We start from the raw sequence: 16146 nt of genomic DNA, 5'->3' as shown, positions 1-16146 counted from the left end.
TTTTCATGCCAATTCATCCTTGCGCAAATATCCTGGGGGAGCGCGCCTTTGCGCGCGGGGGCAAAGCCCCCTGAAAAGGATAGACTTGCGCAGCGCAATTTGCGCGGGACTGCTCGACATTGGGCAGGCATGCACCATCTTGACCGCCATGACAGACCGCGCCCGCCCAGTTCCGTCTTCTGCTTTTGCGCGCAGCCTGCGTGTGGGCGGCATGGCGGGTGGTTTGGCGGGCGCGACGCTTGGCGCTTTGGCCGGGCAGGTCATGCGCGGGCAGGGAGCCGATCTGGGGCGCGCGGCGCTCACGCCGGCCAATGCATTGCGTGTGGCGGGCGGGCTGTCCAACCTGCGCGGGGCCGCGATGAAGCTGGGGCAGATGCTGTCCATGGATAGCGGCCTTGCCCTGCCGCCGGAATTCAGCGCGCCTTTGGCGCAGTTGCAGGCCAATGCGCCGCCCATGCCGCCCGCGCAGCTCAAGCAGGTTCTGGCGCAGGCATGGGGCCCGGATTGGTTCGCACGGTTCCGCCGGTTCGATGTGCGCCCCATCGCCGCTGCCTCTATCGGGCAGGTGCACAGGGCTATCACCCGCGACGGGCGCGATCTGGCGATCAAGGTGCAATTCCCGGGAATCGCGCGCAGCATCGACAGCGACATTGCTACGCTGGGCCGTGTTCTGCGATTGCCGGGTGTCTTGCCGCGCGATCTGGATATCGCGCCGTTCTTGCAAGCGGCGCGCGCGCAACTGCATGACGAGGCCGATTATGCGCGCGAAGCCCGCGCATTGGGCCGGTTCCGCGCCGCACTGGGAGATGGCTTCATAATTCCTGCCGTGGCTGACGATCTGACCGTACCGCAGGTTCTGGCGATGGAGTATATCGACAGCCAGCCCATCGACGCCTTGGCCGATCACCCCCAGGCGACCCGCGATGCCGCGATGGTGCAGCTTGTGTCGCTCACGCTGCGCGAGTTGTTCAAGTTGGGCCAGATGCAGACGGACCCGAATTTCGCCAATTACCGCCTGTCGCCCGATGGCCGGATCGTCCTGCTGGATTTTGGCGCAACGCGCGACATCGCGCCAGAGGATGCCAGCGCTTACCGTGCTTTGCTACGGGCCATTCTGGCGTCGGACCGTGATGCAATGGCCCAGCAAATGGCGCGGATCGGCTATTTCCGCGGCGACGTGCCAGCCGCGCGGCGTGACCTGATCCTTGATTTGGCGCTGCGCGCAAGCGCGCCCTTGCGACAAGAAGCGCCCTATGACTTCGGCAACGCAACATTGGTCGAAGATGTCTTGCGCGACGGGCAGGAACTGGGGCAGACGCGGGATTTCTGGCATGTTCCGCCCGCAGAGATGTTGTTCTTGCACCGCAAGATCGCGGGCATGTATCTGCTGGGTCAACGCCTGCGCGCGCGAGTGGCCCTGCGCCCATTGGTCGAACCCTACGCTTAGGACGCCAGACGCCGCGCGGCGACCCAGCTTGCCAGCGCCATGATCCCGGCAGTGGCCAGACATAGGGCCAGCCCGCCCAGCTGATAGCTTGCCCCGGACAGAAACGTGCCCACAAGCCGCCCGCTGGCATTGGCCATATAGTAGAACCCGACATCGCGGGTGATCCGTTCGGCCGCGCCAAAGGCGAGGATCAGGTAAGAGTGCACCGAGGAATTCACCGCAAAGATGAATCCGAATAGCAGCAGTCCGGCCACCAGCGTCGCCGTCAGCCACGGCGCGGGACCGCCAGCCAGAACCACGGCAAGCGCCAGCAGGAACGGGATGGGCACCAGCAGCCCGGCCCAGAAGATCGCCTTGGCGGTGATGGCCTGTTCCGACTGGGCAGGACCGCCCAGCAGGCGCGGGGCAAACGCCTGCACCGCGCCGTAACCGATGATCCAGAGCGCCATGAAGCCGCCGACCAGAAAGAACGCCTCGCGCCGTCCTTCCGCCGTGCCGTCCGACAGCACGGCCTGAAAATAGATCGGGATGCCGACGACAAACCACACATCGCGTGCGCCGAACAGGAACATCCGCGCCAGCGACAGCTTGTTGACGCGCGGGTCCGAGGATCGCCAGCCGCCCCAGCCTTCGGCGGATTTCATCCGCCCCGGCAGGCCCGCGGGCAAAAACAGGATGATGGCGATCAGGATGACGGCAAGCACGGCCGCCATGGACCAGACCGCTGTCTGGAACCCCGACAGCGCCAGAAGCGCCGCGCCAAGGAAAAAGCCCAAGCCCTTGACCGCGTTCTTGGACCCGGTCAGCGCCGCGACCCAGCGAAACAACCCGTTGTTTTCGGACGGTGCCAGCAGTTTGACCGCCGATTTGGACGACATCTTCGACAGGTCCTTGGCGACGCCCGACGCGCCCTGCACGAGCATGACGAACAGAACCGAAAGGGCGATCGTCCAGTTCGGATCAAGCTGCGCCAGCGCCGCCAGCGCTACGATTTGCAGCCCAAGGCCCGCATAGAGCGTGGCGGCCAGCCCGAAGCGCGCGGCCAGCCAGCCAGCGGCCAGATTGGTGACGATCCCCGCGACTTCATACAGCAGAAACAGCCATGCAAGCTGCACGGGCGAGAAGCCCAAGCTGTTGAAATGCAACAGCACCAGCATCCGCAACGCCCCGTCCGAGAGCATGAAAGCCCAATAGGCCGCCGTAACAGCGGCATAGGCGCGCAATGGGTTCGCAGTTCGGGTCATGTCGGCACCTTATGGCAGGCGGAGCCGGGGGCTTTGCCCCCGTCGCGCGTGCCGCGCGACTCCCCCAGGATATTTTTGCAAGGATGAACGGGTCAGAGGCTTTGGGCCACCATCCGGGTGATGTCGCTCAGGCGGCAGGCATAGCCCCATTCATTGTCATACCATGCGTAGAGTTTGACCTGCGTGCCGTTGATGACCATGGTCGAGAGCGCGTCGATGATGGAAGAGCGCGGATCGTTGAGGTAGTCGGACGATACCAGCGGCCGGTCCTCGTAGCCGAGGATACCGTGCAGCGCGCCGTCGGCGGCGGCTTTCAGCAGCGCATTGACCTCTGTGACGGTTGTGGAGCGTTCCACTTCAAACACGCAATCGGTCAGCGACGCGTTCAGCAGCGGCACGCGCACGGCATGGCCGTTCAACCGCCCTTCAAGTTCGGGGTATATGAGCGTGATCGCCGTGGCGCTGCCCGTTGTGGTGGGGATGAGATTGGTCATGGCCGAGCGCGCGCGCCGCATATCTTTGTCGGGTCGGTCGACAATGGTTTGCGTATTGGTCACATCATGGATGGTGGTGATCGACCCGTGACGGATGCCAAGGTTTTCGTGGATAACCTTGACCACCGGGGCAAGGCAGTTGGTCGTGCAGCTTGCCGCCGTGATGATGCGATGCTCTGCCGCATCATAAAGGTGATGGTTCACGCCATAGACCAGGTTGAGGGCGCCGCCATCCTTGACGGGGGCGCTGACCACGACCTTTTTCACGCCTGCCGCGAAATAGGGGGCGAGTTTCGCCTCTGTCTTGAATACGCCGGTGCAGTCGATCACCAGGTCAACACCCAGTTCCGCGAGCGGCAGGGCGTCGAGTGTCTTTTCATGCGTAAGCCGGATCGCCTGATCCCCGAAGGTCAGGCTGTCCGGCCCATGCGATACCGGCGTCGGCCAACGCCCGTGCACAGAGTCGAACTCCATCAATAGCGCATGCTGTTCTGCATCACCCACGGGATCGTTCACCAAAACGATCTCGCCGCCCGCGCCGGTGTCGATCAGGTCGCGCAGGGCAAGTTTTCCGATCCGGCCAAGGCCGTTCAGAGCGATTCGTGTCATTGGGCTTTGTCCTTCAGGTCGGCATCTGTTCCGATGGCATCGACCCGTGCTTGCAGCGACAGGCGCGACAGGCTTTCGACCGGCAAGGCAACAAACGCCTCTATACGGCGGCGCAGCGCGCCATAGGTCTGGGCAAAGACCAGCGCACGTTCGGCGTCGGTGCCGGTGGCCTTGACCGGGTCGGGCAACCCCCAATGGCCGGTAATCGGCTGGCCGGGCCAGGGCGGGCATTCTTCCGCCGCAGAGGTGTCGCAGACGGTAAAGACGAAATCCATCACCGGGGCGTCGGGCGTCTGAAATTCGGAGATACCCTTGGAGCGCATCGCCTCGGTTGGGTGGTTGTTGCGCGCCAGCACTTCGAGCGCGAAGGGGTTGAGCTGAGAATTCGGGTGCATCCCGGCGGAATAGGCCGTGAACTTGCCATTTCCGAGATCGCGCATCAGCGCCTCGGCAAAGATGGAGCGGGCGGAATTGCCCGAGCAGATGAACAGCACGTTGAACGCGGTATCGGACATGGTTTTGGTCCTTTCAGGCAGGGTCAGACTATCTGGAAGCAGGTCGGGGCGGGCGCGGCCCAGATCCAGCGCAAGATATGAGATCAGGGCATGGGCGCGCGACAGGTCGACCGCATAGTAAAGCGACCGCCCCTCGCGCCGCTGGGTGACCAGACCGCAGGCGGTAAGGTCGGACAGGTAATGCGACAGGGTGTTGGGTTTCAGGCCCAGTGATTGCGCCATTTCTGTCGGGCGCACGCCCTGCGGGGCAAAGCGCATAAGCAGGCGAAAAACCGCCAGACGGCCGGTTTGGCCGAGTGTTGCGAAAGACTGGATGGCGCGATTATTTTCCATACTTCATGAATAAGGGAAATAACAACGCAAGTCGAATGAAGTTTTGATGACAGCCGCGAAGCCGGAGGTTCAGGTGCCGTCATCCCACAATTCGGGCTGCCACAGCGCCGGCGTGCCGCAGATTGCGGGGTCGGGCGGGTCTATGCTGGATTTGCCCTCATACGGGATTTGCCCAAGGATATGTTGCAGCACTGCCAGGCGGGCGCGGTATTTATCCTCTGAGCGGATGACCGTCCAAGGGGCCGCAGCGGTATGGCTACGCTCGAATGTTTCGGCAATGGCATGGGTGTAGCTGTCCCATTTGCCCAAACCCTTCACGTCTATGCCCGACAGCTTCCAGTGTTTCATCGGGTCGCCCTCGCGCGCCAGCAGGCGGCGCAATTGCTCGGCGCGGCTGACATTCAGCCAGATCTTGATGAAGTGGATGCCATCCTGCACGAGCAAGTTCTCGAACGCTGGTAACTGGTCGAAAAACGCGGCGCGCTGGGCAGGGGTGCAAAAGCCGAACACGTCTTCGACGATGGCGCGGTTATACCAGCTACGGTCGAACAGCACCATTTCCCCGCCCGCAGGCAGGCGGGTGACATAGCGCTGGAAATACCATTCGCGGGCCTCTCGGTCGGTGGGTTTCGGCAGGGCTTGGACCTTCAGGATGCGGTGGCTCATCACATCTGCGATGCGGTTGATCGCGCCGCCTTTGCCAGCAGTATCGCGCCCCTCGAACACCACCACCACGCGCGCGCCGCTGGTGGTTAGCCAGTGTTGCAGCTTCATCAGTTCCAGTTGCAGGGGTTTCAGCGCGTCCTTGTAGTCGTCTTTATCCATCCAGCGCGGATACGGGAAATCGCCCGCCAGCGTGTCGCGTTTGCGCGCATCCTCGACCGTTTCGCGCAGGGCCTTTGGGGCAGATTCCTCCAGAAACTCTGTGACCCGACCGGCCAATGGCATGGGAATATCGGACATGGGGCGCGCCTTTCACTCGTTAGGACACCAGCAAATGCCGAACGGGCGCGATTGGCAAGGGGGGGTGGAGCGGGCGACGGGAATCGAACCCGTATCATCAGCTTGGAAGGCTGAGGTCTTACCATTACACAACGCCCGCTTCGCGTGTGTGGTTAGCGCAAGGGGCGCGTATGGTCAAGCGGGCCAAAGCTCAATCGCGGCGCCGTCGCTTGGCGCGTGCCCACGCCCAACCAAGCCCACCCCAGACGCACCCGGCCAAGAATAACACCGCGCCGGACAACATGATCCGCCCGGCGACTGTGCCGTGAAACAGCCAGTTTGCCTGCATTTCGGGGGTCGGATCTTGGTAAGGAAGGCCTGCAAACCGGGCATCATACAGGAACCCCAGAAGGAAGACGGCTATACCGACGATGACGATCGAGCTGGGATGGGGAGCGGTCATTGGCCCTAGGCTATTGTGTGCGCGAAAAACAGGTCGGTATGCTAAACCGACCCGATGCAAAATGCCACGGACCTTGCATGGATTACGAAAGCGACCACGGTCAGCATTGCGCTTAGCCCAACCAATGCAACTAGATCCCTGCGTGACAATGCGTGCCGCGCGTTCGACGGCAGCAGACCCCAGAGCAGCAGCAACAGCATGGCAATTGCTGTGATGGCGCAAAGGGCATAACCCGCAAAGCCAATCCAACAGCCAAGGTCGCCTGTAGGGCTGCCAAGATATGTGACTGTAAGCGCAACCGCTGCAAGGCCGATCTGCGCAAGGGACAGTCCTGTCAGGCTGTGAGAGATGCCAGCCCTACCCGCGCGCAGCGCGTGTCGTGACATCAGCAAGCTGCAAAACCAAGCGCGGTCAGCAGCGCCAGCAGAACCCCGCCGGATGTGAGAATCAGGGTTTTCATTTCACACGGTCCAATCGTTGATGGCGGTCGACTATTGCGCCATTCCACGGCGTCAGATGGTCTTTGTTTGCGGTTGCAACCCTAGATATCCCGGTCCGTGCAGCAATAAAAAAGGGCGGCCCGGAAGGGACCGCCCTGATATTTGGATCAGACTGTTGCGATTACATCGGCGCGATGCTGAAGAACATGGTTTCGCCCGAGTGGTCATCGACACCGTCATTGTCGGTCGAAACCCACATCGTGCCGTCCGCCGCGATGGCTAGCCCTTCGACCTTGTCCAGCACATATCCGCCGGTCGAGGTCAGCACGGGCAGCAGATCGACCACCAGTTCCTTTTCCAGAACATTTGGGGTTTCGTCCAGTGCGACCATCTCCACGCTGTCCAGTGCAACACGGGTGATCTGCTTGGTCACCGCGGCGGTTGCGTGCTGGTTGTCGCGTTCCACGAAATACAGGAACCCGTCATGCGCCACGATTTCCGACAGGCCGACCCAGCCGGTGGCCGGTTCGGTCAGCGGGTAATGGGCGAACGACCATTCCTCTGTGTCCAGATTGTAGCCCAGAACCTTGGCGTGGTTGGCCGGATCGTCCCGCCATTCGCGCTGCACGGCGATATAGAGCATGTCATCCACGCGGGTGATACCTTCGAACCCGAACCGGCGCTCGACCGCCAGCAATGCGTCGGGCAGAGCGATGTAGTCCTCGATCGCGCCATCGGCCCCGATATGGTAGATCGCGTGCGGCACAAGGCGGTCCGACCGCCCTTCAGATGCCACCCAGAAACCGCCATTGCCGTCCAGCGTGATGCCTTCCATGTCCATCAACTGCGCAGGCGCACCTTCGCGCGTGACGCGGATCGCGTCGACAATGCGCGCGGGCGTCTGGCTTGGGTCGATGTGGAAGATGGTCGGCTGCATGCCGTAGAAGCTGTCATTGACAGCAAAGATGGTGCCATCTTCGGCCATGACCTGACCGGAAATCGCGCCCCAGCCGATCAGCTCATCCGTGCCTGCGCTGGTCAGATGCGGGTAGACAGCCGGTGCGTCCTGATATTCGAACAGCATGACATGCGACGGGGCTGCACCATCTTCGCGGCCGTCATATTCGTTGGCGACAACCAGAAGGTTGCGGTCGGGGATCGCGATAGCGCCTTCCGGGGCCGTGCCCGAGGGCAGCAGTTGCGCCAAGGCCGGCGCGGCGGGGTTGGTCATGTCATACACACCAACGACCGAGGAGCGTTCGGCCAGCAAGAACATCATGGGTGTGCCGTTGATGGTGGCGAATTCCATGCCTTCGGGTTCAACACCCTTGTTGCCGGACCGCTCTTCCGGATAGTGGCCGATTTCGACAATCGCATGTTCAAACGACGTGCCAGCTTCGAAAACTTCGGTGCCGTCGCGGTGGAACACGGTAAACCCACGGCTGCCACCATCCATGTCGCCTTCATTGGCGATGACCATGTGGTCGGTGTCGATCCATTGCACGGCGTCTGGTTCGCGCGGAACATCGGACAGGCTTTCGGTGAACAGAAGCGCGCCTTCCTCGGTGGTGTCGATGTTGTCCAGATCAACCGCACCGGCCGAGAAATGGCTCAGCACCTCGCCAGCGGCGGAGACGACTACCATGTGGTTGTTTTCCTGAAGCGTGACGACGATGTCGCCATTTGCGTTCACATCCACGAATTCGGGCTCGGGGTCTTCGCCGGCCACATCAGCCAGACCGGTCAGGTCCACGCGGATTTGCGCGTCGCACTCCATGCTGCCACCGTCGCCCAAGGGCTGGATGACCAGATAACCGGCGGGCATCTGCGGCACGCGGCCATCGCCAAGGTCTTCGTCGCGTTCGTTTTCAATGGCAACGGTGATGAAGCTGCCATCGGGGGCAACGGCGGTGCTGTCAGGCTGGCCGCCCAGATCGCAAGACGCGATCACGTCGCGCGAGGCAGCATCAACGGCATGCAGTACGCCCGACGTGTCGGTGTAGCTGGCTGCGGTGTTCTCGGCAACGAACACGGTCTGGCCCAAGGCGGACACGGCGGTCGGTTCGCCATTCGGCAGCACGAAAGTGCCAGCCGCTTGCGGGTTCGCGGGGTCGGTGATGTCGATGAACCCGATCACGCCTGCAGGGCTGTCGGAATAGACCAGCGTCATGCCGTCGCCGGTGGCGGCGATGATCTCTGCCGAGGTTTCTTCGGCATCAGGGTTGTTCAGCGCGACCGGGAAAGACGCTATACGGTTGAAGTTCATTTCTGCCATTGCGGGGGCGGCGAGCGCCCCTGTGGCAAGAAGTGCTAGGAAGGATACACGCATTAAGAAAGCCTCCATCAGGTTGGTGATGGAGGCTTGGGTAGTGACTCGATGTAACGCGCTTGTGACGTGCGTTTTAGTAGCGGTAGTGTTCCGGCTTGAACGGGCCTTCGACGGTCACGCCGATATAGTCAGCCTGTTCGGGCGCAAGTTCTGTCAGCTTCACGCCAATGCGTTCCAGATGCAGGCGCGCGACCTTTTCGTCCAGATGCTTGGGCAGCAGGTAGACGCCGGGCTGATATTCCTCGCCCTTGGTCCACAATTCGATCTGCGCCAGAACCTGGTTGGTGAAGGATGCCGACATCACGAAGGACGGATGGCCGGTGGCGTTGCCAAGGTTCAGCAGGCGGCCTTGGGACAGCAAGATCATGCGGTTGCCCGATGGCATTTCGATCATGTCCACCTGGTCCTTGATGTTGGTCCATTTGTGGTTTTTCAGGGCGGCGACCTGAATTTCATTGTCGAAATGGCCGATATTGCCGACGATCGCCATGTCCTTCATCTCGCGCATATGCTCAATGCGGATAACGTCCTTGTTGCCGGTGGTGGTGATGAAGATGTCCGCCGATTTGACCACGTCTTCCAGCGTCGTCACCTCGAACCCGTCCATCGCGGCTTGCAGCGCGCAGATGGGGTCGATTTCCGTCACTTTCACGCGGGCACCTGCGCCACGAAGCGACGCGGCAGAGCCTTTGCCCACATCGCCATAACCGCAAACCACGGCGACCTTGCCCGCCATCATGGTGTCGGTCGCACGGCGAATGCCGTCGACCAGCGATTCCTTACAGCCATATTTGTTGTCGAATTTCGACTTGGTGACAGAGTCGTTCACGTTGATCGCGGGGAAAGGAAGCTGGCCCTGCTTGTGCAGGTCATACAGGCGGTGCACGCCGGTGGTGGTTTCTTCCGACACACCCTTGATCGCGTCGCGCGTCTTGGTGAACCAGCCGGGGCTTTGTTCCATGCGCTTGGCGATCTGCGCCTTGATAACGGCCTCTTCCTCAGACTGCGGGACGGGGATGATCTCTTCACCCGCTTCGGCGCGCGCACCCAGCAGGACATAGAGCGTGGCGTCGCCACCATCATCAAGGATCATGTTCGCGCCTTCCGGGAACATGAAGGATTTGTCCAGATAATCCCAATGCTCTTCCAGCGTCTGGCCCTTGATGGCGAACACCGGGGTGCCGCCCGCGGCAATTGCCGCCGCCGCGTGGTCCTGCGTGGAATAGATGTTGCACGACGCCCAACGCACATCGGCGCCCAGCGCGGTCAGTGTTTCGATCAGAACGGCGGTCTGGATCGTCATGTGCAGGCTGCCCACGATGCGCGCGCCGGTCAGCGGTTTGGCTTCGCCGAACTCTTCGCGCAATGCCATCAGGCCCGGCATTTCGGTTTCGGCAATGTCCAGTTCCTTGCGGCCATATTCGGCCAATGCGATGTCGCGAACGATGTAGTCTTGCGCCATATGCCCAAGCTCCTTGAATAAAACGAGGTCTTCCTTGTGCGCGACTTAGCACTCTGGGCCCTACGCGACAATAGCGCGGCCAAGGCCCTTCCGCCGCAGCCTATCACGCACGGGTTCGTGACGTGGTTTCCGAGTTTCGAGTTGTCGGACCAAGCCTGATCTGCGACACTTGCCGCAAGTTGGAAAGGTACTTCGCACCGCGATGGGCGTCTTTATCATTGGTAAAACTGGCATTTCCGCGCGATCTCTGTTGCGTGCGGGCGCGGCTTTCGCGGTTTCCTGCGCCCTGTCTGCGCCTGCCAGCGCGCTTGATTCGTTTGAATTTCGCCTGAATGGTGGGCCGGACAGTTTGGAGAGCGCGTTGCAGCGAGCCTCTTTGCTGGCGCAAGCAAATGCCCAAGATGTAGGCGATCCGCTGGAGCTGTTCTCGACAGCGCGGGCAGAATACGGCCGTCTTATCGGTGTGTTCTACGAGGCGGGCTACTACGCACCTCAGATATCAGTGCGCATTGACGGGCGCGAGGCGGCAGAAATCTCGCCGCTGGAGCCGCCGACGCGGATCGGTGAAATTGTTGTCAGCATGGTGCCCGGCCCGGCATTTCAGTTCGCGCAAGCGCAGATCGCGCCATTGGCGGATGACACCGACCTGCCTGCCGGTTTCGCAACCGGACAGCCTGCCCGCAGCACCGTCATCCGCGAGGCAACCGGGGTTGCGCTGGACCGTTGGCGCGCGCAGGGCCACGCCAAGGCAGAACCTTCCGGGCAGGCCATTTCCGCCCGCCACCCCGAGCAAGCACTTGATGTCGCGATCACGCTGGATCCGGGGCCACGCCTGCGGTTCGGCAATCTGCGCCCCGAGGGGCAGCAGGCCGTCCGGCCCGCCCGCATTGTCGAGATTGCGGGCCTGCCCACGGGCGAGCAGTACGACCCCGAAGATATCGACCGCGCGACCACGCGGTTGCGCAGCACGGGGACATTTTCGTCGGTCGCGCTGCGCGAGGCAGAAACGGCAAACCCCGATGGCACGTTGGACATATCGGCCGCGGTGGTCGAAGCCCCGCCGCGCCGCATTGGGGCCGGGGTGGAATATGACACCGAACGCGGCGCAAAGCTGACCGGGTTCTGGCTGCACCGTAACCTGTTGGGCGGGGCAGAGCGGTTCCGCATAGAGGGCATGATCGACGGTCTGGGCGCAAATGTCGGAGGCCTTGATTACAGTCTGGAACTGGAATTCGCGCGCCCCGCGACCTTCACACCCGACACAACCTTTACCTTGGGGGCGGTCATAGAGACCGAGTCCGAAGCCGACTTCGACGCGCGCCGATTGCAGGTCGATGCAAAACTGGTTCACCGCTACAGTGACAACCTGACCTTTTCCGGCGGTATCGGGTTTCTGGCAGAGCGCGCAGATTTCGGACCCGCCCGCACCATCCAGCGTGATTACAGGTTGGTCCTGCTGCCGCTAGAGGCCACATACGAGCGCCGCGACGACATAACCAACCCCACGAGCGGATTTTATGTCAACGCCACAATGACGCCATTTTACGGCTTGTCGGGCACGGGTGCCGGGGTGCGGGCCACGGCCGATTTGCGTGGTTATTATCCGCTGGGTGACAGGATCGTTTTGGCCGGGCGCGCGCAGATCGGCGCGGTCTATGGCCCCGCTTTGGGCGATACCCCGCGTGATTTCCTGTTTTATTCGGGGGGCGGCGGCACAGTGCGGGGGCAACCCTATCGCAGCCTTGGCGTGGTGTCGGGCGGCGTGACCTCTGGCGGGAAGGGCTTTGCCGCGACCTCGGTAGAACTGCGTTTGCGCGCGAGCGACAAGATCGGACTCGCGGCCTTTGCCGATGCGGGATATGTCAGCGCGGGTAGTTTTTCGGGCATGTCGGACTGGCATGCCGGGGCAGGGCTGGGGCTGCGCTATGACACCGTCATCGGGCCCTTGCGGCTGGATGTCGGCCTTCCTATCGGCGGCAATACCGGAAATGGCGCGCAGCTTTATCTGGGAATCGGGCAGGCATTCTAATGCGCAGATGGTTCCTCGCCGCCCTTGCCGTGTTCGGTCTTGGCCTGTCTGCGCTGGCGCAGGATGCCGGATTGCCGGACCCCGATGAAAGCGATGTCGGGTTCCTGACACGCATCTTGCAAGACAGCCTGTCCGACCGTGGGCGTGCGGTGCGCATCAGCGGGTTCGAAGGGGCGCTGTCCTCGCGCGCCACCTTCGACGAAATGACGATCGCCGACAATGAAGGCGTCTGGCTGCGTATCAGCGGTGGGGCTTTGCAGTGGAATCGCGCTGCCCTGTTCCAGCGCCGTATCGAAATCTCGGAAATATCTGCCACCCTGGTTGAGGTGTTGCGCGCCCCTGTTGCGCCGCCCTCGGAGGAACTGGTGCCCGCGCGCCGGTTCGAACTGCCCGATTTGCCCGTATCGGTAGAGCTGGGGCAGTTGGCGCTGGCCGAGGTGACACTGGCGCCCGAATTGCTGGGCCAGGCGGTCCGCGCCGGTGTCAGCGGCCGGGCGGATCTGGCAGCGGGCGCGGGTTCAGCGACCCTGTCGCTGGAACGCTTGGACGCGGTGGACGGCAGCTTCACGCTGGATGCCGCCTTTTCCAACGAAACGCGCATTCTGTCGCTCGTTCTGGACGCGGTCGAAGCCGAGGGTGGCATTGCCGTGTCGAAGCTCGGGGTTCCAGGCCGTCCGTCGGCGCAGTTGCGCATAGAGGGCGAAGGCCCGATAGACGCGTTCGCGGCAGAAATCGACCTTGCGACCGACGGAGCGCCGCGCGTGCAAGGGCAATTTGAACTGCAAACCGCGCAACCCGGTGTGCAACAGGCCATCGCGCTGGACCTTACGGGCGATTTGCGACCGCTGATCGACGCGGCCTATCATCCGTTCTTCGGTGACGAGAGCAGCTTGACCACCCGTGTTCGTCGCTTTGACGATGGCCGGGTGTCGCTTGATGCGCTTAGCGTTCGGACGCAAACCCTGTCGGTTGAGGGGCGCGCGCGCGTCGGGGCAGAGGGCCTGCCCGAGCTGATTGACCTGAACGGCACGCTGGCCGACCCTGCGGGCGGGCGTGTGCTTTTGCCCTTGGCGGGTGCCGATACCAGTGTGCAAAGTGCCGATCTGAAACTGGCCTTTGACGCCGCGCAAAGCGATGACTGGGATCTGGTTCTGGACCTGACCGGCTTTGACAATGGCGATTTCGCGGTCGAGTCCGTCTTTGTAAACGGGCTTGGGCGGATCACGTCCGAAGCCTTTGGCGAGACGCGCAACACCGTTGATGCGTTGGTCGATGTGTCGACCATGGGGCTCACCGCGCGCGACCCAAATATCGGCGCGGCGCTGGGCCAGTCGGTAAACGCCTCTATCGCGTTTATCTGGCGCGACGGGCAGCCGTTTCTGCTACCCGGTTTCCTGCTGGAAGGGCGCGACTACGTTCTGCAAGGCCGCGCCCGGCTGGACCAAGGCGTGATCGACGGTGATATCAGAGCGGAGTATACCGATATTGCGCGGCTTTCCGGTCTGGCAGGGCGGGATCTGTCCGGCGGCCTGAATGCCCGGCTGGAGGGGACTTGGGGCCCCGAGCGCGACCAGTTCGACCTGAGCGGCACGCTGACAGGCCGTGACCTGGCGCTGGACCAAGCGCAACTGGATGCGCTGCTGGCTGGTGAAAGTACCATAACACTGGCCGCCAGCGGTGCGGACGGGCAAATTACCCTGCGCGAGTTGCAAGCGCGGGCGCAAACATTGACGGCGGATATCTCCGGGCAGGTCCGTTCCGCGCTTGTAGACCTGTCAGGGCGTCTGGATGTCACCGATCTGTCAGTGCTTGGCGCGCAATACGGGGGCAGCCTGCGGGCCGACCTGTCCGTGTCAGGCCCGCTAGAACAGGCACAGGTCGATCTGACCGCCTTGGGGCGCGACATGGCGATTGGTCAGGCCGATCTGGATCGCGCCCTGCGCGGCGAGACGCGGCTGACGCTGTCCGGCCAGCGCGATGGCGCGGCGTTTGATCTGGCCAATCTGGATCTGAACAATCCGGCGCTTCGGGCGCAGGCGCAAGGCCGTGTCGACCCCGGAAGCTCGGCGCTTGAGAGCACATTCGCGGTGCCGGATCTTGCCGCTGTCCGCCCCGGTTTTCGCGGCGCAATCAGTGGAACCGCGACGCTTCGCGAGGATGGCGATTCGCGCCGTGTGACGCTGGATGCAAATGCGCGCGATTTGTCCTTCGGGGCAGAGGCCGCTGACCGTGTTCTGGCGTGGCGGCATGTGCTTCAGGCGCAAGCCATGATCACGCCCGACGCGGTGTTGCTGGAGCAGCTGAATCTGGATGGTCCGGCATTGAATGCCCGCGTTTCGGGACAGCTTCGTGATGGACGGCCCGACCTGACGCTAGAGGCCCGCCTTGCCGACCTTGCGCTCGCAGCGCCCGGCATTACGGGTGCGGTTACGCTGTCGGGACAGGCGCGCGATACGGGCGATGCCTATGCCGTCAATCTTGGCGTGACAGGCCCCGCGCAGTTGAATGCGCGCGCAACCGGCAGTCTGTCCAAAAGCCTGCAAGCCAATCTGCAACTGTCCGGCAGCACCGACATTGCGCTGGTCAATCCGCGCATTGAACCGCGATCCGTGCAAGGCCCTGCGCGGTTCGATCTGACGCTGCAAGGTCCGTTACAGCTTGCGTCCCTGTCCGGCAGCGCCACGGCGGACGGGGTGAGCGTGGTTGATCCGCGTCGCGGGCTGCGACTGACCGGGGTGCAGGCGCGTGCCGACCTGTCGGGCGGGCGCGCGGTGATTGATGTGTCGGGGCAATCGGCTCAGGGCGGCGCGCTTGCGCTGGACGGCGCAATCACGCTTGCCCCGCCATTTGACGGTAATTTGCGCGCCCGCCTGGATGCGCTGCGGGTTGTGGACCCGCAACTCTTTGAGGCGACAATCACGGGCGATCTGAACATTTCCGGCCCGCTGACACGCGGCCCCGCCGTATCCGGTCGGCTGGGGTTGGACAGCATGGAACTGCGCATTCCCCGTGTCGGGCTGACCGGCGCGGCCTATATTCCGCCCGGCATCCGCCATGTGGGCGAATCGGGCAATGCCCAGACCACCCGCGCCCGCGCCGGTATCTTCGCGGGAGAGACGTTCGGGCGCGAGCGGAACCCATCTAGCCTTGATCTGACCATAGACGCGCCCAACCGCATTTTCATTCGCGGACGCGGTCTGGATGCAGAATTGGGCGGCAGCTTGCGGCTGACCGGCAATACGGCCGATGTTATCCCCATCGGACAGTTCAACCTGATACGCGGGCGGCTGGATCTGTTGGGGAACCGCTTTGCGCTGAATGAAGGGTTTGCCAGTCTGCAAGGGGATTTCATGCCTTTCGTGCGGCTGATCGCGTCAACCGAGCGCGAGGGCGTCAGCGCGCGTATCGTCTTGCAGGGTCGCGCCGACGAGCCGGAACTTGTGTTTGAATCCAGCCCCGAACTGCCGCAGGAAGAGATCGTCTCGCTGCTGCTATTCGGACGCGGCTTTGAAACGCTCAGCCTGTTTCAGGCGGCGCAGCTTGCCTCGTCGCTGGCCACGTTATCGGGCCAGTCCGAAGGTATTCTGGAAAAACTGCGCCGCAATGTCGGGTTGGATGATCTGGATGTTCGCACCGACGAAGATGGTGACACGTCTGTCCGGATGGGGCGTTATCTGACCGAAAACGTGTATACGGATCTGGAAGTGAACCCACAGGGCGACAGCGAGGTGTCGATCAATATTGACCTGTCGCCATCGCTGACTGCGCGCGGGCGGGTCAATAACGACGGGCGCTCCTCTGTGGGGCTGTTCTTCGAGCGGGACTACTAATGGAGGGGC

General features: G+C 62.7%; 11 protein-coding genes and 1 tRNA gene. 3 read left to right on the top strand and 9 right to left on the bottom strand.

The annotated features are described in order from the left end of the window. Nucleotides 1–85: 85 nt before the first annotated feature. On the top strand, nt 86–1447 hold the full coding sequence (locus tag ROE7235_RS05045; protein ID WP_245963878.1) for an ABC1 kinase family protein: 1362 nt from the start codon (nt 86–88) through the stop codon (nt 1445–1447). Here ROE7235_RS05045 and arsJ read toward each other — a convergent pair. The 9 genes from arsJ to ahcY all read right to left on the bottom strand — a co-directional run bounded on the left by arsJ (nt 1444) and on the right by ahcY (nt 10278). Continuing rightward, complete coding sequence (gene arsJ, locus ROE7235_RS05040; RefSeq protein ID WP_121093586.1) at nt 1444–2691, bottom strand: organoarsenical effux MFS transporter ArsJ; 1248 nt, start codon at nt 2689–2691, stop codon at nt 1444–1446. The genes ROE7235_RS05045 and arsJ overlap by 4 nt on opposite strands. Before the next feature lie 92 nt (nt 2692–2783). Further along, on the bottom strand, nt 2784–3794 hold the full coding sequence (locus ROE7235_RS05035) for an ArsJ-associated glyceraldehyde-3-phosphate dehydrogenase (protein WP_121093585.1): 1011 nt from the start codon (nt 3792–3794) through the stop codon (nt 2784–2786). Continuing rightward, entirely contained in the window at nt 3791–4642 is an 852-nt protein-coding gene (locus ROE7235_RS05030; protein ID WP_121093584.1) for an arsenate reductase/protein-tyrosine-phosphatase family protein, read from the bottom strand. The genes ROE7235_RS05035 and ROE7235_RS05030 overlap by 4 nt, the downstream gene beginning before the upstream one ends. Nucleotides 4643–4711: 69 nt before the next feature. Next, complete coding sequence (gene ppk2 / locus ROE7235_RS05025) at nt 4712–5605, bottom strand: polyphosphate kinase 2 (RefSeq protein WP_121093583.1); 894 nt, start codon at nt 5603–5605, stop codon at nt 4712–4714. 65 nt (nt 5606–5670) lie between these two features. After that, nucleotides 5671–5744: transfer RNA gene (locus tag ROE7235_RS05020), tRNA-Gly, on the bottom strand. A 51-nt stretch (nt 5745–5795) separates the two neighbouring features. Continuing rightward, on the bottom strand, nt 5796–6047 hold the full coding sequence (locus ROE7235_RS05015; RefSeq protein ID WP_121093582.1) for a hypothetical protein: 252 nt from the start codon (nt 6045–6047) through the stop codon (nt 5796–5798). Between the two features lie 41 nt (nt 6048–6088). Then, nucleotides 6089–6433, bottom strand: a complete 345-nt coding sequence (locus tag ROE7235_RS05010; protein ID WP_121093581.1) for a hypothetical protein — start codon at nt 6431–6433, stop codon at nt 6089–6091. A 235-nt stretch (nt 6434–6668) separates the two neighbouring features. Continuing rightward, nucleotides 6669–8816, bottom strand: coding sequence for an esterase-like activity of phytase family protein (locus ROE7235_RS05005; protein ID WP_121093580.1), 2148 nt, complete (start codon nt 8814–8816; stop codon nt 6669–6671). 73 nt (nt 8817–8889) lie between these two features. Next, entirely contained in the window at nt 8890–10278 is a 1389-nt protein-coding gene (gene ahcY, locus ROE7235_RS05000) for an adenosylhomocysteinase (RefSeq protein WP_121093579.1), read from the bottom strand. A gap of 202 nt (nt 10279–10480) precedes the next feature. Between ahcY and ROE7235_RS04995 the strand changes: the two genes are divergently transcribed. Both ROE7235_RS04995 and ROE7235_RS04990 read left to right on the top strand, forming a co-directional pair. Beyond that, on the top strand, nt 10481–12307 hold the full coding sequence (locus ROE7235_RS04995; protein ID WP_121093578.1) for an autotransporter assembly complex protein TamA: 1827 nt from the start codon (nt 10481–10483) through the stop codon (nt 12305–12307). After that, nucleotides 12307–16137 (top strand): translocation/assembly module TamB domain-containing protein, encoded by a 3831-nt coding sequence (locus ROE7235_RS04990; RefSeq protein ID WP_121093577.1) that lies wholly within the window; start codon nt 12307–12309, stop codon nt 16135–16137. The genes ROE7235_RS04995 and ROE7235_RS04990 overlap by 1 nt, the downstream gene beginning before the upstream one ends. The last annotated feature ends 9 nt before the right edge of the window (nt 16138–16146 follow it).

The organism is Roseinatronobacter ekhonensis, assembly GCF_900499075.1.
Taxonomy (GTDB): domain Bacteria; phylum Pseudomonadota; class Alphaproteobacteria; order Rhodobacterales; family Rhodobacteraceae; genus Roseinatronobacter; species Roseinatronobacter ekhonensis.
This window is presented reverse-complemented; position numbering and strand designations above follow the sequence as displayed.

Bases quoted from the DNA above. Each gene is read 5' to 3' on its own strand.
- ROE7235_RS05035 (WP_121093585.1), bottom strand. From the start codon at position 3,794: ATGACACGAATCGCTCTGAACGGCCTTGGCCGGATCGGAAAACTTGCC.
- ahcY (WP_121093579.1), bottom strand. From the start codon at position 10,278: ATGGCGCAAGACTACATCGTTCGCGACATCGCATTGGCCGAATATGGC.
- ROE7235_RS05015 (WP_121093582.1), bottom strand. From the start codon at position 6,047: ATGACCGCTCCCCATCCCAGCTCGATCGTCATCGTCGGTATAGCCGTC.
- ROE7235_RS04995 (WP_121093578.1), top strand. From the start codon at position 10,481: ATGGGCGTCTTTATCATTGGTAAAACTGGCATTTCCGCGCGATCTCTG.
- ROE7235_RS04990 (WP_121093577.1), top strand. From the start codon at position 12,307: ATGCGCAGATGGTTCCTCGCCGCCCTTGCCGTGTTCGGTCTTGGCCTG.
- ROE7235_RS05010 (WP_121093581.1), bottom strand. From the start codon at position 6,433: ATGTCACGACACGCGCTGCGCGCGGGTAGGGCTGGCATCTCTCACAGC.
- arsJ (WP_121093586.1), bottom strand. From the start codon at position 2,691: ATGACCCGAACTGCGAACCCATTGCGCGCCTATGCCGCTGTTACGGCG.
- ROE7235_RS05005 (WP_121093580.1), bottom strand. From the start codon at position 8,816: ATGCGTGTATCCTTCCTAGCACTTCTTGCCACAGGGGCGCTCGCCGCC.
- ROE7235_RS05030 (WP_121093584.1), bottom strand. From the start codon at position 4,642: ATGGAAAATAATCGCGCCATCCAGTCTTTCGCAACACTCGGCCAAACC.
- ppk2 (WP_121093583.1), bottom strand. From the start codon at position 5,605: ATGTCCGATATTCCCATGCCATTGGCCGGTCGGGTCACAGAGTTTCTG.